At 69.7% G+C, this 22251-nt stretch carries 13 protein-coding genes; 2 read left to right on the forward strand and 11 right to left on the reverse strand.

Translation table 11 applies throughout. From position 1 onward, the window contains the following. Positions 1-95: 95 nt before the first annotated feature. The 5 genes from ACODT5_RS12085 to ACODT5_RS12105 all read right to left on the reverse strand — a co-directional run bounded on the left by ACODT5_RS12085 (position 96) and on the right by ACODT5_RS12105 (position 8559). Positions 96-1493 carry a hypothetical protein gene (locus ACODT5_RS12085; protein ID WP_422519163.1) on the reverse strand — a complete coding sequence of 466 codons (1398 nt, stop codon included), beginning with the start codon at positions 1491-1493 and terminating at the stop codon, positions 96-98. A 16-nt stretch (positions 1494-1509) separates the two neighbouring features. Further along, positions 1510-4386, reverse strand: coding sequence for a stealth conserved region 3 domain-containing protein (locus ACODT5_RS12090; RefSeq protein WP_422519164.1), 2877 nt, complete (start codon positions 4384-4386; stop codon positions 1510-1512). 8 nt (positions 4387-4394) lie between these two features. Next, on the reverse strand, positions 4395-5339 hold the full coding sequence (locus ACODT5_RS12095) for a hypothetical protein (protein WP_422519165.1): 945 nt from the start codon (positions 5337-5339) through the stop codon (positions 4395-4397). Then, the gene (locus tag ACODT5_RS12100) at positions 5336-7018 is read right to left on the reverse strand and encodes a stealth family protein (RefSeq protein ID WP_422519636.1); all 1683 of its coding nucleotides are present in this window, start codon (positions 7016-7018) and stop codon (positions 5336-5338) included. The genes ACODT5_RS12095 and ACODT5_RS12100 overlap by 4 nt, the downstream gene beginning before the upstream one ends. Before the next feature lie 419 nt (positions 7019-7437). Next, complete coding sequence (locus ACODT5_RS12105; RefSeq protein WP_422519166.1) at positions 7438-8559, reverse strand: hypothetical protein; 1122 nt, start codon at positions 8557-8559, stop codon at positions 7438-7440. A 233-nt stretch (positions 8560-8792) separates the two neighbouring features. On the opposite strand from ACODT5_RS12105, the gene ACODT5_RS12110 reads away from it, so the two are divergent. Beyond that, a complete protein-coding gene (locus ACODT5_RS12110) occupies positions 8793-9881 on the forward strand; it encodes an LCP family protein (protein ID WP_422519167.1) in 1089 nt (362 codons plus the stop codon). Between the two features lie 75 nt (positions 9882-9956). On the opposite strand, the gene ACODT5_RS12115 is transcribed toward ACODT5_RS12110, so the two are convergent. The 6 genes from ACODT5_RS12115 to ACODT5_RS12140 form a co-directional block, all read right to left on the reverse strand. After that, complete coding sequence (locus ACODT5_RS12115; RefSeq protein ID WP_422519168.1) at positions 9957-11471, reverse strand: amino acid permease; 1515 nt, start codon at positions 11469-11471, stop codon at positions 9957-9959. Positions 11472-11582: 111 nt separating this feature from the next. Then, on the reverse strand, positions 11583-13505 hold the full coding sequence (gene dxs / locus ACODT5_RS12120) for a 1-deoxy-D-xylulose-5-phosphate synthase (protein WP_422519169.1): 1923 nt from the start codon (positions 13503-13505) through the stop codon (positions 11583-11585). Between the two features lie 252 nt (positions 13506-13757). Further along, positions 13758-15029 carry a sugar ABC transporter permease gene (locus ACODT5_RS12125; protein WP_385380002.1) on the reverse strand — a complete coding sequence of 424 codons (1272 nt, stop codon included), beginning with the start codon at positions 15027-15029 and terminating at the stop codon, positions 13758-13760. Next, entirely contained in the window at positions 15026-15814 is a 789-nt protein-coding gene (locus tag ACODT5_RS12130; protein WP_112447331.1) for an ATP-binding cassette domain-containing protein, read from the reverse strand. The genes ACODT5_RS12125 and ACODT5_RS12130 overlap by 4 nt, the downstream gene beginning before the upstream one ends. Before the next feature lie 255 nt (positions 15815-16069). Further along, entirely contained in the window at positions 16070-17185 is a 1116-nt protein-coding gene (locus ACODT5_RS12135) for a substrate-binding domain-containing protein (RefSeq protein ID WP_422519170.1), read from the reverse strand. 118 nt (positions 17186-17303) lie between these two features. Beyond that, on the reverse strand, positions 17304-18518 hold the full coding sequence (locus ACODT5_RS12140; protein ID WP_422519171.1) for an ROK family transcriptional regulator: 1215 nt from the start codon (positions 18516-18518) through the stop codon (positions 17304-17306). A gap of 601 nt (positions 18519-19119) precedes the next feature. Here ACODT5_RS12140 and mgtA point away from each other — a divergent pair. Continuing rightward, complete coding sequence (gene mgtA, locus ACODT5_RS12145) at positions 19120-21840, forward strand: magnesium-translocating P-type ATPase (RefSeq protein ID WP_422519172.1); 2721 nt, start codon at positions 19120-19122, stop codon at positions 21838-21840. Positions 21841-22251 lie beyond the last annotated feature (411 nt).

A 22251-nucleotide genomic window follows, 5' to 3' on the forward strand; every position in this document is an offset into this window, starting at 1 on the left:
ACGGCGAAGGCCCCGCGCACCGAGAGGTGTGCGGGGCCTTCGCCGTGTCCGGTACGGCGGCCCGGTGTCGGCGGCCCGGTGTCAGCGGCCAGGTGTCAGCGGCCGCCGCCGAACGGGTAGTGCTCGCACGGGTCGTCGGAGCAGGGCAGGCGCGCGGCCAGCGCGGACTGCCTGATCCAGCTGCCCTCCGGTACGCCGTGGACCCGGAACGTGACGCGGGTGGACACGGAGTGGATGGCGCTGAAGACCGAGACGAAGTCCAGCGTGTAGGTGCCGGGCTTCCAGGTGTGCGCGTGGCTCACCTTCCACGCGCCGTCCTCGCCCACCACCGCGACGGCGATCAGCCGCTCGTTCTCCAGCACGGAGACCTTGCCGACGCCGGGCTCGGCGGTGCCGGAGAAGCGGGGCTTGGCCGTGGTGTACGCCCCCTCCTTCGGGGAGGTGACGGTCGGCGGGGCGACCCAGGTCTTGACGGTGAAGGAGAACAGGGCGACCGGGGTCGGGCCCTGCTCCGTGAGACCGACGGCTTGCAGGAGGTGCTCGCCGGCGGCCCAGTTGACCACCCTGCGCCACTGCCACTTGCCCTCCGGGCTGACGCGCGTGCCGCCGACGTAGGTCCCGTTGTCGAAGAACAGCAGGTAGCTCGTGCCCGGGGCCGCGGTGCCGGAGAACTTGCCCATGGCGCTGACGAGCTTGCCCGGCGCGGGCGACGCGAAGACCGGCGCGTCGCCGAACCGCATGTCGGCGTAGAGGGCGAACTCGGGCTTCTCCACGGTGAACTCGGCGGCCGGCGGCGGGAATTCCGGGGCCACCGCGCAGGCCTCGGCGTTGATGAAGCCCCTCGGCACGCCCGGGGAGTTGTGCAGGGCGATCGCCGTCATACGGGCCATCTCGCGGGCGCCGACCTGGTTGAAGTGCGTCGAGTCGATCATGCCGGCGGGGTGGTTGGGGTGCTCCCCCGCGTCGATCCAGCGGAAGTACTGGCGGGCCCGGTGGGGGCCGAGTTCGCGGAGCATCTGCGCGCTGAAGGCGTGCATGTCCACCAGGGCCGCGCCGGTCTCGGCCGCGGCCTCGCGCACCAGCTGGGGGTACTCCTCGCGGGTGTTCGCGACGCTGCCGTCGGCCTCGAAGGCACACCGGTCGGGAGGGGTGACCAGGACCGGAATCGCGCCCTCGCCCCGGATCCCCTCCACGTAGAGGTGGAGGAACTCCTTGAACTCGCGGTGGCCGTGGTAGCGCAGCGGGTGGTCGATGCGCTGCTCGACCCCGCCGAAGGCGACGAGGACGACGTCGCCGGGCTCCAGGAGGTTCAGGAGCGTGGGCAGCCGGTCCTCGTAGTAGTTCCGGGCGGTCATGGCGTCGCGGGCGTAGTTGCGCACCTCGTGGTACGGCGCCACGAACTCGCGTACGTACTGGCCCCAGCCCGCCATCGGCGCTTCGTCGGGCTTCCGGGACTTCGCGACGGAGTTCCCGAGTATGCAGATCTTGCTCATCGTCTGATCCTGATTCCTACAGCGGATACCCGGGAAGCCGGCCGGCGTGGTAACGCTGGTTCCTTGGCGATCCGAATTCGAATTGGCTTGCGATCGGGAAGTAGCTCGGCAGGAATCCGGCCAGGATCGCGTCCTGCTCGTCCTCCGAGACGTCGCCGTCATGGAAGTCGTTCAGGCAGAAGGTGTCGTTCGATCTCGCGGTGAGCATCGTGTTCAGCTTCGGGAGCTGTTCGCTGAGGCCCACGTTCACGAATCCGGCGCTCAGTCCGCCGGGCACGCTGCGCTCGGTGTAGTACCCGAAGTAGTGGTGCAGCGAGGAGGCGGTCGACACGTCCGTGGGGCTGCGCAGCTGGGCGTGGGCCGTGCGCTGCATCGCCTCGGGGAAGTGCGACTCCAGGTCGAACATGATGCTGCGCCGCAGCGGGTGCGGGGCGTGGACGAAGGAGTTCACCAGGGTCCGTCCGAACATCTGGCGGATGAGCTCGCGGTTGTTCTTCGCCGCCATCCGGCTGAACTCGTCGCCTTCGGTGATGGCGCTCATGGGAATGGCGTTCGACGAAGTGAAGTGCTTCGCCTGCCCGTTGCTCAGGTAGAACAGGCTGGGCTGGACCGGGCGGCCCAGGAAGATGTCGTCGTTGAAGTAGAGGAAGTGCTCGGCGAGCCCCTCGATGTGGTGCATGCGGCTTTCGATGGCGTGCGAGTTGTAGGTCGGGAGGCTGCCCGACGCTCCGAAGATCTCGCTGTGGTCCACGACGCGCACCCGGGGGTGGCTGGTGTCGAGCCAGGCCGGCACCTGCTGGTCGGTGATCAGGTAGATGTTGCGGATCCACGGCCCGTACATGTCGATCGAGCGCAGGGAGTAGCGCAGCTCGTCGCGGTTGCGGAAGCGCGCGGCGCTGGTGGCGGCGTCCTCGGTGACGATCCCCATCGCGCCCAGGGCGGCGTTCTTCCGCTCCAGCCAGGCCATGTCCGCGCCGTCGACCCAGGTGTAGACGGCGTCGACGGGGAAGGTGAAGTCGTGGTGGAGCGTCTGGGCGTACGGCTCGATGGAGGGGTAGGTCCGGCCGCCGAGGAGCAGGGACGCCTGGCGCAGCGCGGGCCGGGGCACGCGCGCGCCGATGAGCGTACGGGTCGGGGAGACGAAGAACTCCGGGTCCTCCGGGTCCTCCTCCCAGAAGGAGACGGTGCAGCCGTACGCGGCGCTCAGGCGCAGGGTGCGGGAGGCGGCGACGGCGCTCTGGTAGATCCGCACTCCGGCGAAGGCCGCCCCGATGTGGTCGGCGGCCAGTTCGGCGAGGGTGGTGAGGGTCGGCGAGTCGGAGTCGTTGAGCAGCGCGATGTAGACGGGCGCGCCGGGGTAGGTCTCGGCGAGCACCTTGAGGACTTCGTCGCGGTACTCGGTGTGGACGGCGACCGAGTGGCGCACCTTGGTGTCGCGCACCACGAAATACGGTATGCGGGCCCGGTCCAGCGCGTCCGCCGTCAGCGCGAGGTTGGTGGCGGAGATCTCGAAGGGCGACTCGGAGTCGATGATCCGGCAGATCTGGCCGCCGTCGCGCACCAGGGAGCGGTCGTGCTTGAGGATGCGTTCCTCGGTGGCGCGCAGTCGCTTGGTGCGGGAGGTGCTGGCCGGAGCGGCCGCGGCGGCCCGGGCGGCGCCGTCGTTGCCGGCGTGGAGTGCGTGGGCGGCGAGCCGGGCGGCCTTGGCCTGCGAGCGGGAGCCGGAGGCGCGGCCCTCGGCGAGCAGCCGGAAGAGGCCGTCCCAGCGGGCGGTGATGGCGGCGGCCTCGAACCGGTGGGCGGCCTCGAAGGCGGCGCCGCCCAGGGCGTGGCGCAGCTGGTCGTCCTCGATGAGCCGGGTGAGGACGCCGACGAGCGCGTCGGTGTCGCCGGGGGTGACCAGGATGCCGGTGCGGCCGTCCTGGACCACGTCGCGGGGGGCGTTGGGGCAGTCGTAGGCGACGACGGGGACGCCGGCCGTCTGCGCCTCCATCAGGGACAGGCCGCCCGCCTCGGACTCGGAGGTGCACAGGGCGATGCTCGCCTTGGCCCACTCCTCGGCGAGGTACGGGGCTTCGCTGATGAAGTGCACGCTGCCGTGCAGGCCGAGCTGGTCGCGGCGGCGGCGCAGGAGGCCGATCTGCGGGCCCTCGCCGATGACGCGCAGCGACCAGGTGGGGTGGTTCGGGGCGATGGCCGCCCAGGCCTTGAGGGCGTCGGTGACCCCGGCCCGCTCCACCAGGGGGGCGCTGAGCACGACGATGCGGGTCTGGAGCGTGGAGCGGGGGCGGAAGCCCGCGAGCGGGGCCGGCGGGATCACGTCGAGCTGCGGGTTGCCGGCGCCGAAGGTCTCCATGAACCATTCGTAGGAGCGCGGGCTGGGGAAGGTGACGGCGTCGAACCGCGGGGTGTGCCTGAGCAGCGGCTCGCCCTCGGGGCCGCCGAGCTCGGAGGCCCGCTGTTCGTGGTGGACGGTGAGCACGTCGCTGGGCACGAACGCCGCGGCGTACGCCATGAGCCCCGGCGAGGTGGTGACGAGCACGTCGGTGTCGAGGTTCTGGAGCGCGTATTCGAGCTCGACGTCCGCGAGCCGGTTGAACCGGTTGTCGCAGCGGCGCTCGACGATCGCGCTGGGTACGGAGGCCAGCGCGGCGGAGCGCGCCTCGTCCAGGCCCGATTCACGGACGGGCCGGTGGGTCGCGCCCGCGGCCTCGATGAGGAAGCCGCAGCCGACCCGGTCGTCGGGTACCGCGAAGCGGCGGCGGCGGACCTTGAAGACGCTGAGGACGGACACCTCGTACCCGAGGGCGGCCAGTTCCCCCGCCTGGTTGAAGACGGCGCGTTCGGCGTCGCTCATCGCGTCTGCCGCGGTCAGCAGGAACGTGACCTTCATACTTTTCCTCACCCGGCCGCGGTACTGCACGTGAACCGGAGGTTCCCGGCCGCCGTGTAGCGCGATTCGACCATGATCAAATTCTCTGGCCCGGGCGCCACCACGATCTTGCGCGCCGCGAACACCTGCTGCGGGTCACGCACGTCGTGCAACTTGCGGGCCACGCGCACGGAGCGCCGGCCCTCGGAGCAGAGGAGGACGTCCCAGTGCTCGCTGCGGTCCCCTCCCGGAGCCATCTCCGAAAGCGGCACCGCCACGCGCCACACACCGGGCTCCACCTCGGCGGGCCAGGCGGTGATCCGGCGGCCCGACGCGGCGAACTCGCACCACGCGCCCCCGGCCTGCATGCCGAGGACGCGGAACTCCACCTGAATGCCGGAATGTCCGATATGCAGCTGGATGACCTCCACCCCCGCTTTGGGGGCACTGCAGATGATACGTGCCTCGCCGGTGGCGCTGCGGACGATGCGGTGGCGGCTGCCGGTGACGGGCGAGAAGGCCATCGGCCCGGTCGCCCCGCCCTCGTACGCCGGGGGCACGTCGGCCAGCATCAGCGGCAGGCTGCGCGAGGAACGGCCGGCGTTCGTGCGCAGCCGGAGCTTCCAGCGCCCCGGGGTGACCGGGACCCCGCCCACCTCGGAGCCGAGCAGCACGGCGGCGTCCACCAGGACGCGGCCGTCGCGGTCGGTGCGGATGCGGGCGGGGACGGCGTGGCTGCTGCGGCCGCTCCCGACGACGATCTCGGCGCTCTGCGGGGTGCCGGCCGACGCCGGGAGCTCGGCGTGCAGGTTCACGGTCTGCCCGTCGAGCACGGCGGCGTACAGCAGGTGCGCGGATCGCTTCGCCTTCATCGGCACCAGGACGGGCACCATGATCCGCATGGCGCGGCGGGCGGCATCGAGCTTGCGGAGCCTCCTGCGCACGGCGCCGAGTCGGGCTCGTAGGGCGCTCATGCCTGTACACGTCCCAACTCGTTGAGGCGGCGCACCGGGAGGCCGGTGGCGCCCGGGATCTCGTAGGGGCTGGGGACGGGGAAGTACGCCTCCAGGAAGGCGGTGACCATGCGCTCCTGGGCGTCCGGGTCCGCGGGCACCACCGTGTCGTTGATGCAGAAGGTGTCGAAGTCCCGGCGCGCGACGAGGCGGTCGAGCCGCTGCTTGGCCTTCTCGTCACCGATGTCGATGTACGTGTACCGCAGGTCCGCCACCGTCGCCCGGGCCGAGTGGTAGGCGTGGTAGTGGTGCAGCGAGGAGGCGATGGGAACGTCGTGCGGGGAGCGGAAGGTCGCGTGCTGCGTGGTCCAGTGGGCCCGCTCGTAGACCTGCTCGATCTCGGAGAGCACGCTGCGCCGCAGCGCGTGCGGCGTGTGCTTCATCTTCTGGGAGATGAAGGTGCCGAACTGCTGGGAGATCAGGCTGCGGCTGTTGCGGCCCGCCGCGTTGACCGGAAGGTCCGCGTCGCCGCCCCGGCTGGAGGGGATGAGGGCCTTGGACATGAAGAACTTGGTCAGGCCGTTGGGGTGGAAGAAGTGCCCGGGCTCCACGGGTCTGCCGAAGAACACGTCGTCGTTGAGGTACAGGAAGTGCTCCGAGAGCTCTTCGATGTGGTGCAGCTGGCTCTCGATGGCGTGCGAGTTGAACGTCGGGAGCGCGGAGGGGTCGGAGAAGATCTCGCGGTGGTCGACCACGCGCAGGCCGGGGTACTCCGTGTTGAGCCAGCCCGGGGCCTGGCCGGCGGTGACCAGGTAGATGTTGCGCACCCACGGGGCGTACTGGTGGATCGAGCGCAGCGAGTAGCGCAGCTCGTCGCGGCTCTTGAAGCGGGAGTCGTTGGCGGCCTGTTCGTGCAGGGGCGCCGCGGCGCTCGCGCCCACGCCGCCGCGGGCCGCTTCCTTGCCGGCCCGCCAGACCGGGTCGGAGTCGTCGACCCAGGTGTAGACGACGTCGACGGGGTAGAGGTGGTCGCCCGGGAGCGGCGCGGTGAACTCGCTCAGCGTGCGCGTCAGGCCCGTGGCGTAGAGCTGGGGGACGGGGCTGAAGAGCTTCTGCTCGGCCAGCCGGCGTTCTTCGCTGACGCCGGCGGCGGTCACGACGCTGTTGGGGCGCGGAGCCACGTACTCCCCGCCGTCCTGGTCCCAGAATTCGAGTTCGACGCCGGACTCGGGGCCGAAGACGAGGTGTCCGGAGGGGTCGCAGACGTTCCAGGCCAGCCGGAGCACCTTGGTGTGGCGGAGCCTGCGCCAGGTGGGGGCGGCGGACCCGGAGCGCATGTTGGCGCCCGAACCCTCGCCCACGTAGCCGGGGTTGTGTCCGAAGCCGATCTGGAGGACCTCCTCCAGGTCCTCGCGATGGACGGACGGGACGGCCACGCAGGGCAGCCGGTTCGCGGTGCCGCGTATGCAGAAGAAGTCGATGTCGGCTTCTTCGAGCATGCTGACCAGGAGGTGCAGGTTGCGGGCGCGTGCGGCCCATTCGGTGGCGCCCGGTACGACGACTGCCCTGACGTGCTTGCCCCCGAGGCGCACGACGCGGATCGCGCCGCGCGCGCTGTGCCGGGCGCCCCGGCTCCTGCCGCCGAGGGCGCGGACCGCCAGGGCGGTGCGCAGCGTGTCGAAGGAGGCCAGGAAGGCCATGACCGCCTGGCGCAGGGGACGCGGCACCTTGCGAACGATCTTGCGGCGGGCTCGTACCGGCAGCAGCGAACGGTAAGACGCGACCAGAGCACTCGCCTCAGGGTTCTTGAGGCTCACAGACTTCCGTACCTTCCATCACACGCCACCGCCCATGTCCCCCACGCCTCGGCGTACGGGACACCCCCGTCAGAACAATGACTGGAAGGTGTACTACGGGTGTCTGTCCCGTGGCGACTGATCCAGCATTACCCAACCTTTACATGGCTGATTACGAGGCGTCCATCAATGGCCATCGATTCAGGGGTGCCGTTACCGAGCTGAAATGAACTTGCGGCGCATCAGGGGTTTCGGTGTGGAGGTCATCACAGTAAGGTCCGCCCACACTCAGGAGAACAAGGGGCGAAGAGGGAAAAATACGGTCAGACCTGGATGGAACGGTCCATAGTGAAACCGCCCTCGACCCCTTGCCGGGCCACCCGGAGCCCGCCGTCGGCGTCCAGGAACGCGGCCACGACGCGGCCCGTCCGATCGAGCTCGAGGGCGGGGGCGGCGGCGCACCACTCACCGGTCGGCGCCCACCAGACCCCCGCGCCCTCGTTCCCGGTGCCGAAGGCGCCGAGAACGACCTGGCCGTCGAGGGCCCGGTAGGCCAGCACCGTGCAGTCGTAGCCGTCGATCATCGTCCGCACGACCGCGACGCGGCCACCGTCCGCGCTGCCGCCCAGCGGGATCACCCACCCGCCGTCCCGGTAGGCCTGGATTCCCGTGGTCGCCTGGTCGATCCAGTAGTACGTGACCCGGCCCGGGGCCGTCTCGATGCCCACCGCGCTCTGCTCGACCGGCGCGAACGGCAGGTCCGGGGTGCGCACCAGCGGCTCGTCCGCCCCCGGCTGGTAGCAGCGCATCGCCCCCGTGCCGATCGGCACCAGGGCCTCCATCAGCCCCGACGCGTGGGGCACCGGCGCCATGTCGGAGCGCGCGCCCAGGCACTTGATGCCCTGCCAGGGAAGCCACTTGCCGGCGGCCGACTCGCGGCGCACCGCGAGGGCGCCGGAGGCGTTGGCGAGGAAGACGTACGCCGACCCGTTCGCGGCGATCGAGACGACCGGGCTGCCGATGTACGGAGCCCGGGCGGGATCCCGGTGCGGGTTGCCCAGGGAGGTCCACTCACCGAGGGGCCGGCCGGTCTGGTACTGGATCGCGTGCGCCAGCTCGACGCTGTCGCCGCCCTTGCCGCGCACGGTGCGGCGGCCCACGAAGTGGACGAAGCCGTTGGGTCCCTGGGCCACCGACAGCGCGGCCGTGTCCGGGGCGGCGAAGCAGTCCGGCCCCCGCCAGTACGGCCCGCCCGGCGTGGTCTCGGTCCAGCGCAGCAGCCCGCCAGGGGTGCGCACGTACGCCGACAGCAGGCCCTCGGGGCCCCGCACCAGCCAGCGGCCGTCGAGCACGGAGCGGGGGCCGTCCGGCCCGGTTCCCGTGCCCCGTCGGGCAGTTGCCCCGGCGCCGTCCCGCTGCACGCCGGCTCCCGATCTCGACCGCATGACGTTGCCCTCCAGCATTTCGCGCGGCCCGGCAGCGGCCACATCGTGCGGATTCTAGTTCGAGAGACGGATCCGGCGGTCCCGGACCCGGGGCGCACGCCAGTCGCAATATCTGTCTATAGTGCACGGTCAGCGTGGCATGAGCGGGTGTCGGCCGAGCCGCCCCGGATCCCGCCGCTCCAGCGCCCCGCTCCACCGCCCACGCCGGCCCGACGATTGAGGACTGAAGCAGAGTGAGCCAGGACGTCCAGACACCGGACCGTCGCCCAGCCCCCGACACGTCGGCGGGAAGAGGACGCAAGCGGGTGCGCACCCGCGGGCAGCGCATCAGGCGGGGCGTCCTGCTGACCCTCCTGGTCCTGATCGTCGCCGCGGGCGGCACGGGCTGGTGGGCGTACAGCCACCTGAACGACAACATCGACAGCGTCGACCTGGACCAGGCGATCGGCACGGACAACCGGCCGGCGAAGGTCCCGGACAGCGGACAGAACATCCTGGTCCTCGGCTCCGACTCGCGCGCCGGCGCCAACGGCGAACTCGACCACGGCGATGTGAGCGGCTCCCGCTCGGACACCAACATGCTGGTGCACATACCCGAGGGCCGTAAGAAGGCCACCGCGATCAGCATCCCCCGCGACACCCTCGTCACCCGGCCCGACTGCAAGGACGAGAAGGGCAAGACCGTCGCCGGCGCAAAGCGCGTCATGATCAACAGCGTCATCGGGGTCGGCGGTCCGGCCTGTGTCGTCAAGACCGTCGAGGGCATGTCCGGCGTCCGCGTCGACCACCTCGTCAAGGTGGAATTCGCCGGCTTCAAGGAGCTGGTGGACGCGCTGGGCGGCGTGAACGTCACCCTCGACAAGCCCATCAAGGGCGGCCTGAACCTCGACGCGGGCACGCACCGCCTCAACGGCACGGACTCCCTCAAGTTCGTTCGCACGCGCCACGGTTACGGCGACGGCAGTGACCTCGGGCGCATCGACCTGCAGCAGAAGTTCATGCTGGCGATGCTGTCCGAGATCAAGAACCAGGACGCCCTCGGCAACCCGGCCCAGCTCTACAAGCTCGCCGACGCCGGCACCAAGGCCCTGACGACCGACTCCCAGCTCGGCTCCCTCAAGGGCCTGGCGGACTTCGCCTCCAGCATGAAGGGCGTCGACCCGGACACCATGGAGACGATCATGCTGCCGGTCGCCTACGACAAGATCAACAAGAACCGCGTCGTCGCCGCGGAACCGCAGGCCGGCCAGCTGTGGGAGGCCCTGCGCAACGACCAGCCGATCCCGGCCGCGGCCAAGAAGTCCCCCGCCACCGGCGGCTGACACACCCCGCAAACGCCTCGTAGGCACCGGCCCCCCGCGGACCGGTGCCTACGAGCGTTTGCGCCCGCCGCGCGTTCAGCGGCCCTCGCGCGCCGGGTTCGGGGTCATGCCCTCGCCCCGGCCCAGCCGGCTGTGCTGCCTGCCGTAGAGGAAGTAGACGGCGATGCCGATCACCATCCAGATGCCGAAGCGCAGCCAGGTCTCGGCCGGCAGGTTGAGCATCAGCCAGACCGACGCGGCGATCGACAGGATGGGCACCAGCGGCACCCACGGGGTGCGGAAGGCCCGGTGCAGGTCGGGCCGGGTGCGGCGCAGGACCATCACGCCGAGCGCGACGACGACGAAGGCGAAGAGCGTGCCGATGTTCACCAGGGTCGCCAGCTCGTTGATGCTGGTGAAGCCGGCGACGATCGCGATGATCCCGCCGAGCAGGATGGTCGGCCGGTAGGGCGTACGGAACTTCGGGTGGGTCCGCGAGAAGAACCGCGGCAGCAGTCCGTCGCGGCTCATCGCGAAGAACACCCGGGTCTGGCCGAGCAGCAGGATCATGCAGACCGTGGTCAGGCCCACCGCCGCGCCGAAGCTGATGATGCCTCCGTAGACCGGATGGCCGGCGGATTTGAAGGCGTCGGCCAGCGGGGCGCTGACGGAGAGCTCCTTGTAGTTCTGCATGCCGGTCACCACGATCGAGACCGCCACGTAGAGCACGGTGCAGATGATCAGCGAGCCGAGGATGCCGCGCGGCATGTCCCGCTGCGGGAGCTTGGTCTCCTCGGCGGCGGTGGCCACCACGTCGAAGCCGATGAAGGCGAAGAAGACCACGGAGGCGGCCGTGAAGATGCCCATGATGCCGAAGTTGGTGGGCTCGTAGCCGAAGATGAGCTGGACGAGCGGGGCATCCAGTCCGGAGCCGCCCGTCTGGGGTTCGGCCGGCGGGATGAACGGCGTGTAGTTGGACTTCGTGATGAAGAACGCGCCGGCGATGATCACGATGAGCACCACCGTGACCTTGATCGCGACGACCACCGCGGTGATCCGCGCGGACAGCTTCACCCCGACGACCAGGATCGCCGTGAGCACCAGGACCAGGATGAAGGCGAGCAGGTCGAAACTGCCGCCCGGAACGTCGGGCCCCTGGAGCGAGGCGGGCAGGTGGAGGCCGGCGTTGTCCATGAGCGAGCGGACGTACCCCGACCAGCCGACGGCGACGACCGCGGTGCCGAGCGCGAACTCCAGCACGAGGTCCCAGCCGATGATCCAGGCGGGCAGCTCGCCGATCGAGGAGTACGAGAAGGTGTACGCGGATCCGGCCACCGGGACGGTGGAGGCGAACTCGGCGTAGCACAGGGCGGCCAGCGCGCACACGATGCCGGCGGCGACGAACGCGAGGGCCGTGGAGGGGCCCGCGGTCTCCTTGGCGACCTTGCCCGTGAGGACGAAGATGCCGGTACCGATGATCACGCCGACGCCGAAGACGGTCAGGTCCCAGGAGGAGAGCGACTTCTTGAGCGCGTGTTCCGGCTCTTCCGTGTCGAGGATCGACTGTTCGACTGATTTCGTACGGAAGGGACCGTTCTGGTTCCTACTCACCGACGCACCTCCGCAGGGCAGACCGCATCGAAACGAAACGGGCCGGAAGGCCCACCCTCCAAGGGTTAACCTCCCGGCCCGTGGCGTGCAACCGCAGATGATCAGTCGTGCTCAGTCGACGTCGACGGCGGCGGCCGGCTCGCTGTCGTAGCGCCCGTCCAGCTTGGCCACCAGGCCCGTGACCTGCCGCGCGATGTCCGGGGCGGTCAGACCGATCTCGGCCATGACCTCCTTGCGCGTGGCGTGGTCCAGGAACCGCTGCGGAATGCCGAAGTCGCGCAGCGGTACGTCGACCCCCGCGTCCCGCAGTGCCTGCGCGACGGCGGAGCCCACACCGCCGGTGCGGCTGTTGTCCTCCACGGTGACGACCACGCGGTGGCCGTCGGCGAGCGGGGCTAGGGCCTCGTCCACCGGCTTGACCCAGCGCGGGTCGACCACGGTCGTGGAGATCCCCTGTTTGTCGAGGAGGTCGGCGATCTCCAGGCACATCGGGGCGAGCGCTCCGACCGAGACGAGCAGTACGTCCGGACGGGTGACCTCGGCGGCCGGACGGCGCAGCACGTCCATGCCGCCGATCCTGCCGACGGCGGGGACGGCCGGACCGACGACGCCCTTGGAGAAGCGCACGACGGTCGGCGCGTCCTTCACCAGGACGGCCTCGTTCAGCTGCGCGCGCAGCTGCTCGGCGTCGCGCGGGGCTGCCAGGCGCAGGCCCGGGACCACCTGCAGGATGGACATGTCCCACATGCCGTTGTGGGAGGCGCCGTCGGTGCCGGTGACACCGGCGCGGTCCAGGACGAAGGTGACCCCGCACTTGTGCAGGGCCACGTCCATCAGGACCTGGTCGAAGGCGCGGTTGAGGAAGGTCGCGTACACCGCGAAGACCGGGTGGGCGCCGCCGGAGGCCAGGCCGGCCGCCGAGGTGGCGCCGTGCTGCTCGGCGATGCCGACGTCGAAGATCCGGTCCGGGTAGGCGTCGGCGAACTTCTTCAGGCCGACGGGCTGGAGCATGGCCGCGGTGATGGCGACGATGTCCTTGCGCTCCCTGCCGAGCTTGACCATCTCGTCGGCGAAGACGGAGGTCCAGCTGGCGGCGTCCGTGGAGACCGGCAGGCCGGTGTCCGGGTGGATGACGCCGACCGCGTGGAAGCGGTCCGCCTCGTCCTGGACGGCCGGCTCGTAGCCCCGGCCCTTCTGGGTGAGGCAGTGCACGATGACCGGCCCGCTGAAGCGCTTGGCGCGCTGCAGGGCCGATTCCAGGGCCTCGATGTCGTGGCCGTCGATGGGCCCGATGTACTTCAGGCCCAGGTCCTCGAACATGCCCTGCGGGGCGATGAAGTCCTTGAGGCCCTTCTTGGCGCCGTGCAGGGTCTCGTAGAGCGGCTTCCCGACGACCGGGGTGCGCTCCAGGAGGTCCTTGCCGCGGGCCAGGAAGCGCTCGTAGCCGTCCGTGGTGCGCAGGGTGGCCAGGTGGTTCGCGAGGCCGCCGATGGTGGGGCCGTACGAGCGCTCGTTGTCGTTGACGACGATCACCAGGGGACGGTCCTTGGCGGCGGCGATGTTGTTCAGCGCCTCCCAGGCCATGCCGCCGGTGAGGGCACCGTCGCCGATGACGGCCGCGACGTGGTGGTCCTCCTTGCCGAGCACCTCGTTGGCCTTCGCGAAGCCGTCGGCCCAGCCCAGCACGGTGGACGCGTGCGAGTTCTCGATCACGTCGTGCGCGGATTCGGCGCGCGAGGGGTAGCCCGACAGGCCGCCCTTCGTGCGCAGGCCGCCGAAGTCCTGGCGGCCGGTGAGCAGCTTGTGCACGTAGGCCTGGTGGCCGGTGTCGAAGAGGACCTTGTCCTTGGGCGAGTCGAACACCCTGTGCAGAGCGATCGTCAGCTCGACGACACCGAGGTTGGGGCCGAGGTGCCCGCCGGTCTTGGAGACGGCGTCGACGAGGAAGGTCCTGATCTCTGCGGCGAGCCGCTCGAGCTCCTCCTGGCTGAGCCGGTCCAGATCGCGCGGTCCCTTGATGCGGGTCAGCAGCACCCGTGCCTCCTTGCAGTCGCTTGCTGGTCTGCCGAGTCTAATGTTCGCCACTTGGGCGTCAGTAAAGCGCGGTCCCGGTCAGGTCACACCTTTGTCATACCTGTACACATCAGCACGGAGTCACACCCCCCAAAAGGGTGCTTACCCGTACATCTGTACGTACACGCCTACGCGCAGATGCCCGGCGCCACATCAAGTGGCACCGGGCACTGTGACGGTTCTTACCGCCGGATCACGCTCCGCGCACGCCGGTCAGGCGCGCCCGGCCGTCTTCTGCGTCTTGCGGGTGATCGAGTCGATCACCACGGTGGCGAGGAGGACCGCGCCGGTGATCATGTACTGGATCGGCGTCGCGATTCCCTCCAGGGCCAGACCGTACTGGATGGAGGTGATGACCATGACGCCGAGGAGGGCGTTCCAGGTCCGGCCGCGGCCGCCGAAGAGGCTGGTGCCGCCGATGACGGCCGCCGCGATCACGTTCATCAGCAGGTCGCCGGCGCCGGCGCTCTGGTTCGCCGCCGCGATCTTGGAGGCCCAGAAGAGGCCGCCGATGGCCGCGAAGGTGCCGGCGATCGCGAAGACCGTGATCCGGACCCGGTTGACGTTGATGCCGGCGCGCCGGGAGGCCTCGACGCTGCCGCCGAGGGCGAAGACCTGACGGCCGAAGGTGGTGCGCCGCAGGAGGAAGTCCGTGCCGACCAGGGCCAGCAGGAAGAGCACGATCGCCAGCGGCAGGCCCTTGTACTGGTTGAACACCATGGCCGGACCGAAGGTGAACACCGCGAGGAGCCCGGTGCGCAGCAGGATCTCTCCGAGCGGCCGGGAGGGGACCCCGGCGGCCGCGCGGCGCCGGTTGTCGGAGAACGTGGCGAGGAAGTACCCGGCCACGGCGAGGGCGGCGAGCCCGTAGCCGACGGCCACGTCCGAGAAGAAGTACGTGGTCAGCTGCCCGACCACACCCTCGGAGTCGAGGTTGATCGTGCCGTTGCTGCCGAGGATCTGCAGCATGGCGCCGGACCAGAAGAGCAGGCCCGACAGGGTGACGGCGAAGGCCGGGGCGCCGATCTTGGCGAAGAAGAAGCCGTGGAGGGAGCCGATCAGGGCGCCTCCGGCGATCGCCGCGAGGATGGCCAGCCATTCGTTGACGCCGTTGGTGACCGAGAGGACGGCCACGATCGCGCCCGAGACGCCGCTGACCGAGCCGACCGAGAGGTCGATCTCGCCGAGCAGCAGCACGAAGATGATGCCGACCGCCATCATGCCGGTGGCCGTCATCGTGATCGCGATGTTGGTGAGGTTCTCGGCGCCGAGGAAGTTCGAGTTCAGGCCCTGGAAGATGCTCCAGATGATGATCAGGCCGAGGACGACGGGCACGGAGCCCAGGTCGCCGGCCTTGAGCTTGCGGCCGAACTCGTTCACGTATCCGGCGAGGCCCTGCTCGCGGACGAGCAGGCGGGGGTCCACGGCCGGGATGGCGTCGTGGGCGGCAGCCGGATTGACGGGGTCTATGTGCTGGGTGCTCACTTGCGGGCCTCCCCGGTGCGGGCCGCCCGGCGGGTCACGGCGTTGTCCGTGGCCCCGGTGATGGCGGAGATGATCTCTTCCTGCGACGTGTCCTTCACGGAGAAGACGCCGTTGTTGCGGCCCAGCCGCAGGACGGCCACCTTGTCGGCCACGGCCTTCACATCGGCCATGTTGTGGCTGATGAGGATGACGGCGTGACCGCGCTCGCGCAGCCGCTCGACCAGGTCGAGCACCTGTGCGGTCTGCTCGACGCCGAGGGCGGCGGTGGGCTCGTCGAGGATCACGAGCTGGGGCTCGCCCAGCATGGAGCGGGCGATCGCCACGGTCTGGCGCTGACCGCCGGAGAGCGAGGCGATGGGGATGCGGACACTGGGGATCCGGATGGACAGGGTGGTCAGGAGCTCGCGTGCGCGCCGCTCCATCTCCACCTCGTCGAGGATGCCGCGCCGCTTGAGCTCGCGTCCCAGGAAGAGGTTGCCGACGACGTCGATGTTGTCGCACAGCGCGAGGTCCTGGTAGACCGTCGCGATGCCCAGGTTCTGGGCGTCGTGGGGCTTGGTGATCGAGACCGGACGGCCCTCCCACTCGATGACTCCGTCATCGATGGGGTGCACGCCGGCGATCGTCTTGACCAGCGTGGACTTACCGGCGCCGTTGTCGCCGACGAGGGCGACCACCTCGCCGGAGTGGATCTCGAGTTCTACGTCGGTGAGGGCCTGAACGGCGCCGAACCGCTTCGAGACCCCTCGCAACGCCAGTACGGGCGCAGCGGACACATGAACCATCTCCTTGCCGCCTGACCGGCGGGGATGTCGTGCAAAAGAGCAGGACCGCGGGGGATTTGAGAGAAACGAATCTGCTGGACGGATCCGCTCAACGGATCCGCTCAACGGATCCGCTCAACGGATCCGCTGAACGGGTCCGTTGAACGGGTCCGTCCGAGAGAATCGTTTCTGTCCGGCGCCCCGCCAGTGGCGGGATGGAGGCGGGGACGCCGGACAGGCTTGGGGGCCGCTCGGCGGACCGAGCGGCGGGGGGCCTTACTTCAGGCCGATGGCGGCGCAGGCGGCCGCGTACTTGTCGGTGCAGATCTCGTCGACCGTGTAGACGTTGTCGCGGACGACGGTGTCCTTGACGTTCGCCTTGGTCAGCGAGACGACCGGGATCAGCAGGGACGGGACGCCCTTGGTGGTGGGGCTGTCGACCTTGGCGGTGGCGGTGGTCGCGATCGACTCGCCCTTGGCGAGGGCCACGGCCATCTTCGCGGCGGCCTCGGCCTCGGGGGCGTACGGCTTGTAGACGCTCATGAACTGCTCGCCCGCGACGATCCGCTGCACACCGGCGAGTTCGGCGTCCTGGCCCGTGACCGGGGGCAGGGGGGACACGCCGGCGGCCTTGAGGGCGGTGATGATGCCGCCGGCCATGCCGTCGTTGGCGGAGTAGACGCCGATGACCTTGTCCTTGCCGAGCGCGGAGAGTGCGGCCGCCATGTTGGTGTTGGCGTTCTCCGGCTTCCACTCGACGGTGTCGTACTCCTTGCCGACGTTCACGTTGCCGTCGAGGACGGAGTGCGCGCCCTTCTTGAACAGCGCGGCGTTCGGGTCGGTGACCGAGCCGTTCATCATGACGATCTGGCCGTCCTTGGCCTTGGCGCCCAGGGCCTCCAGCAGCGCCTTGCCCTGGACCTTGCCGACCTCTTCGTTGTCGAAGGAGGTGTAGGCGTCGATCGGGCCCTCGGCCAGGCGGTCGTAGGCCACGACCGGGATGCCGGCCTCCTTGGCCTTCTTGACCGAGCCGGCGATGGCCTTGGAGTCCACCGCGTCGATGATCAGGACGTTCACCTTGTTGGTGATCATCGTGTCGACCTGGGAGTTCTGCGTGGTCGCGTCCTGCTTGGCGTTGGCGTAGACGACCTCGCCCTTGCCCGCGGTCAGGTCCTTGACCGCCTTCTCGATGAGCGGCTTGTCGAACTTCTCGTAACGCGCGGTCTGGTTCTCCGGCAGGAGCAGACCGACCTTGATCGCGCCGCCCTTGACCGCGCCGGTGGCGTTGTCCTTCTTGTCCCCGGACTCCTTCGCGCTGCCGCAAGCGGCGAGCGAGACGGCCATGGTGCCGGCGGCAACGGCGACGGCGACTCTGCGCATACGCGTGTTCATTACTTGAACCTCCCTGACGAGGCCGCAGCACTGCGGCCGAGGTGGATGTGAGTCAACCCCGGCCGCGAGTTTGTCGTCAAGGAGTGAATGCTTAACGAGATGACAACGACGCCATTCGTTATCTAACTGAAGACAAGACGGCGGGAGCTCGCACTCCACTTCCATTTTCCGCCAAAAGCGTCGAATCGCCCATCTCACTCAGTACGAGGGCCAGCGCGCCCAGCACCTCGGCCCGCCCGCCCAGGGACCCCGTGAGCACCGACAATTGCCGGGCGGCACTGGGGATCGCGTACCTCCCCACCGATTCACGGATGGGGGCCAGGACCAGTTCACCGGCGTCCGCGAGGGACCCGCCCAGGACCACCCGGCTCGGGTTCAGGAGATTGCACAGGCTGGCCACGCCGCTGCCGATGTGGCGGCCCACGTCGGTGATGACCCGACGGCAGCCGGGGTCCCCGTCCCGGGCCAGTTCCACCACCCGTTCCATCGTCAACTCCGGTCCGTGGCTGCTCTGCAGGAGCGGCAGCACGTACCGGGCGGCGGCGAAGGTCTCCAGGCAGCCGCGGTTGCCGCAGCGGCAGACCGGACCCGATTCGTCGAGCGTGATGTGCCCGATCTCGCCGGCGGTGCCACCGGGTCCCCGGTAGATCTGCCCGTTGATGACGAGCCCCGCGCCGACGCCGCTGGCCACCTTGATGTAGGCCAGGTCCTTCACTCCCCGGCCGCTCCCCCAAACGAGTTCGCCCAGCGCCCCGAGGTTCGCGTCGTTGTCCACGTACACCGGTACGCCCAAACGCTGCGAGAGCTCGCGCCGCGGGTTGATCCCGGCCCAGCCCGGCAGGATCGCGGTGGACCCGAGGGTGCCGGACTCCAGGTCGATGGGGCCCGGTACCCCGAGTCCGACGCCGATGACCTTGTCGCGGCCGATCCCGATGCCCTCGATGAGCCGTCCCACCAGGGCTTCCGCCCGGTCGAAGCCGTCGGCCCAGGAGGCGTCCACGTCCAGCGGCTCGGACTCCTCGGCCAGCACCTGGTGGGCCAGGTTCCCCACGGCCACCCGCAGGTGGGTGTGGCCGAAGTCCACGCCGATCACGATGCCGGCGTCCCCGCTGAGCGAGACGCTGCGCGCCCGCCTGCCCCCGGCGGAGGTGTCCGTGACCTCGACGGTCCCGGCCTCCTTGAGCTCCCGGACGATGTTGGAGACCGTGGCCGCCGACAGTCCGGTGCTCCGGGCGATCTCCGCCTGGGTCAGCGAACCGGCGAGCCGTACCGCCCGTACGACGCGCTCCAGATTGGCGCGATGCAGTGAAGACTGCGATCCGGGAGTCTGCACGACTCATCCACTCCTGCCCATAAGCAACGGCAAGCCGTCGCCCCCCGGCCGGGGCCGTCAGCGGCTGGGTGCTCCGACTGACACGAGACCCCGGCGTCTCTCCAACTTGTGAACCTTAAGTCGAGCCTTTGCGCCTCGCGACGTCAAGAGGCCGCTGCAGTACGAAACGGCCACTACCGGTCATAAGTATGAGAGAAACCTCCATCCTGATCGTGCTACGGTCGCCGTGGCGCTGGTCATCACGGTCTTCACGGCCGGATCGGGCGCCCTCTGTCATGCAAGCGCTACGCAAGGAGGTGTTCGGGATGAGTCCCGATCGAAGTCCTTGCAGCGCTCTCTTCGGCTGAGCTCCCTGAGTCCACTCACCGAGCGGCCGGTCTCTCTTCGAGTGTGCGCGCCCGCGACCCCTCGCCGCCTCCGCGCTTTTCTGCATTCATCTTCGTAACCCTTCCGCACGCCCTGACGCTTCCGTCGGGCGCGCGTCATCCATGCCCACCGGCGTGTCCCGCGGCCGTACGTGCCGCCCTGCGCCGACCCATGATCACTCCACGTGACCGCGCGGCTTCGCGCTGCCCGGACGCCGTGGAGGGAGGTTCTTGCCATGACCATGCTCACCCCTCGCACCCCCACGAAGCTCGCACCCCCGGGCCGGGCCCGCCGCGAACGCAAGACCGCCGAGCTGGAGGCCCGCACCCGGGTCGTCGGCGAGCGGCTCGCCGGGATCAGCGCCCGTCCGGGCGTCCGGGTCCTCCAGGACGCGGACGCCTCCCGCAACGGCCTCACCCACGCCGAGGCCGCGCTGCGCCTGGAGCGCCACGGCTCCAACGTCATCGCCCAGGAACGCGCCCCGCGCTGGTACGTCCAGCTGGCGAAGGCGTACGCGAACCCCTTCATCGCCGTCCTGGTCTTCCTGGCGGCCGTCATGTACTGGCAGGACCCCGCCGACCCGGGCGTCATCATCCTCTCGGTGATGGTCGGGATCAGCGGCCTGCTGCGCTTCTGGCAGGAGTACCGCTCGGGCCGGGCAGCCGACGCGCTCAAGCAGCTCGTCACCACCACCTGCGCGGTGCAGCGCCGGGCCGGCAGCGGCTCCGGTCCCACCACCTTCGAGATCCCGATGGACCAGGTGGTCCCGGGCGACGTGGTCAAGCTGGCCGCCGGCGACCTGATCCCGGCCGACCTGCGGCTGATCACCGCCAAGGACCTGATGGTCAGCCAGGCCGCCCTGTCCGGGGAGTCCCTGCCGGTCGCCAAGGCCGACACCCGCACCGACGACCTCGGCCAGAGCGGGACCACCGACCCCGTCGAGGCCGACAACCTCTGCCTGATGGGCACTTCGGTGACCTCCGGCACCGCCACCGGACTCGTCGTCGCCACGGGCTCCGACACCTACTTCGGCTCGATGGCCGGTTCCCTGGTCGGCGAGCGCCCCGAGACCAACTTCGACACCGGGGTGCGCAAGGTCAGCTTCCTGCTGATCCGCTTCATGCTGGTGATGGTCCCGATCGTCTTCATGATCAACGGCTTCACCAAGGGCGACTGGGAGGCCGCCTTCCTCCTCGGCATCGCCGTCGCGGTCGGTCTGACCCCCGAGATGCTGCCGATGGTCGTCTCCGCCAACCTGGCGCGCGGCGCGGTGGCCATGTCCAAGCGCAAGGTGGTCGTCAAGCGCCTCAACGCCATCCAGAACCTGGGTGCGATGGACGTGCTCTGCACGGACAAGACCGGCACCCTCACCGAGGACCGGATCGTCCTGGACCGCTACCTCGACGTGCACGGCGACGAGGACAACGAGGTCCTGGAGTACGGCTACCTCAACGCGCACTTCCAGACGGGCCTGAAGAACCTGATGGACCAGGCGGTCATCGACCGCGTGGGCGAGGCCGAGGAGGTTGTCGTCGATGCCCGTTTCTCGATGGTCGACGAGATCCCCTTCGACTTCGCCCGGCGCCGGATGTCCGTGGTCCTGAACCGCAACAGCATCGTGGGCGGCGCCGGCCGGCCCGAGCACGTCATGATCACCAAGGGTGCCGTCGAGGAAGTCCTCGCCCTGTGCACCCACATGACGGACCGCGGGCGGAAGGTCGAGCTGACCGAACAGCTCCGGTGGCACGTGACCCGCATCGCCGAGGACAACAACCGCCAGGGCCTGCGCGTCCTCGCCGTCGCCACCCGCACGATGGACGCCCCCCGCGACACCTACACCGTCGCCGACGAGGACGGCCTGACCCTGGTCGGCTTCCTCGCCTTCCTCGACCCGCCGAAGGCCGACGCCGCCCTGGCCCTCCAGGGCCTGGCCGACAAGGGCATCGCGGTCAAGGTGGTCACCGGCGACAACGAGCTCGTCGCCGCCCGGGTCTGCGCCGATGTCGGCCTGACCGTCGGCCACGTGGTCGGCGGCACCGAGATCGACGCCCTCGACGACGCCGAACTGCGCGCGCTGGCCGCCCGTACGACCGTCTTCGCCAAGATCAACCCGGTCCAGAAGGCCCGGATCGTACGGGCCCTGCAGGCCGACGGCCACACGGTCGGCTTCCTCGGCGACGGCATCAACGACGCGGCCGCGCTGCGCGACGCGGACGTCGGCATTTCGGTGGACACCGCCGTGGACATCGCCAAGGAGTCCGCCGACATCATCCTGCTGGAGAAGGACCTGACCGTCCTGGAGCAGGGCGTGATCCAGGGCCGGACCACCTTCGGCAACACGATCAAGTACATCAAGATGACGGCCAGTTCCAACTTCGGCAACGTCTTCTCCGTGCTGGTGGCGAGCGCCTTCATCCCCTTCCAGCCGATGCTGGCGATCATGCTGCTGGTGCAGAACCTGGTCTACGACATCGCCCAGCTGGCCACCCCGTGGGACCGGATGGACGAGGAGTACCTGAGGAAGCCCCGCAACTGGGACGCCAAGGGCATCGGCCGCTTCATGCTCTGCATCGGCCCGATCAGCTCGATCTTCGACATCGCGATGTTCGTCATCATGTGGAACGTCTTCGCCGCCAACACCGAGGCGCACGAGGCGCTCTTCCAGTCCGGCTGGTTCATCGAGGGCCTGCTCTCGCAGACCCTGGTCGTCCACATGATCCGTACCCGCAAGATCCCCTTCATCCAGTCGCGGGCGTCCTGGCCGGTGATGGTGATGACCGTCCTCGCGGTGCTGACCGGGCTCTTCCTGCCCTTCTCGCCGCTGGCCTCCTCGCTGGGCTTCGTACCCCTGCCGGCGAGCTACTTCCCCTGGCTGATCGGCGTACTGCTGGCGTACTGCACGCTCACGCAGCTGCTGAAGACCGTGTACATCCGCAAGTTCGGCACCTGGCTCTGAGGAGCCGTGGGTGAGTGGGGGTGAACCTCCTGCTGCCCGCTGGGGCGGCACATGGTCCGCGAACCGAGCGGCGGGGCCGAGGCGGCCACCCGTTCGGGGCCGTGTGCCTGAACGTGGAGGAGGCCCACATCCGCCACCGGCTGGTCGACACGCTCGGCCAGCCTGGCTGCCGACTGGGCTCGAACCGCAGCCAGGCCGACCCGAAGGCCGGCCTGGTTGCGGTGCCCGTACTGCTGCCCCCCAAGGGCGGGGGCGAATGCGCGAGGAAGCTGTCAGCAACCTCTCTCTCGACCGTTCCTGTTCACCGTGCAGGATTGAGCCCTGCGCAGCGGCACGCCCCGAACGGTCTTGGACGCACTGGGTTCCGGCTTTCGCGGCCCGGTCGGCGACACGCATCATGTGCGTGGTCCG

The organism is Streptomyces tatrensis (assembly GCF_049310065.1).
Lineage (GTDB): Bacteria > Actinomycetota > Actinomycetes > Streptomycetales > Streptomycetaceae > Streptomyces.

Coding starts and splice junctions, on each gene's coding strand:
- ACODT5_RS12085 (WP_422519163.1), bottom strand. CDS start 1,493: ATGAGCAAGATCTGCATACTCGGGAACTCCGTCGCGAAGTCCCGGAAG.
- ACODT5_RS12090 (WP_422519164.1), bottom strand. CDS start 4,386: ATGAAGGTCACGTTCCTGCTGACCGCGGCAGACGCGATGAGCGACGCC.
- ACODT5_RS12095 (WP_422519165.1), bottom strand. CDS start 5,339: ATGAGCGCCCTACGAGCCCGACTCGGCGCCGTGCGCAGGAGGCTCCGC.
- ACODT5_RS12100 (WP_422519636.1), bottom strand. CDS start 7,018: ATGGCCTTCCTGGCCTCCTTCGACACGCTGCGCACCGCCCTGGCGGTC.
- ACODT5_RS12105 (WP_422519166.1), bottom strand. CDS start 8,559: ATGCGGTCGAGATCGGGAGCCGGCGTGCAGCGGGACGGCGCCGGGGCA.
- ACODT5_RS12130 (WP_112447331.1), bottom strand. CDS start 15,814: ATGGTTCATGTGTCCGCTGCGCCCGTACTGGCGTTGCGAGGGGTCTCG.
- ACODT5_RS12135 (WP_422519170.1), bottom strand. CDS start 17,185: ATGAACACGCGTATGCGCAGAGTCGCCGTCGCCGTTGCCGCCGGCACC.
- mgtA (WP_422519172.1), top strand. CDS start 19,120: ATGACCATGCTCACCCCTCGCACCCCCACGAAGCTCGCACCCCCGGGC.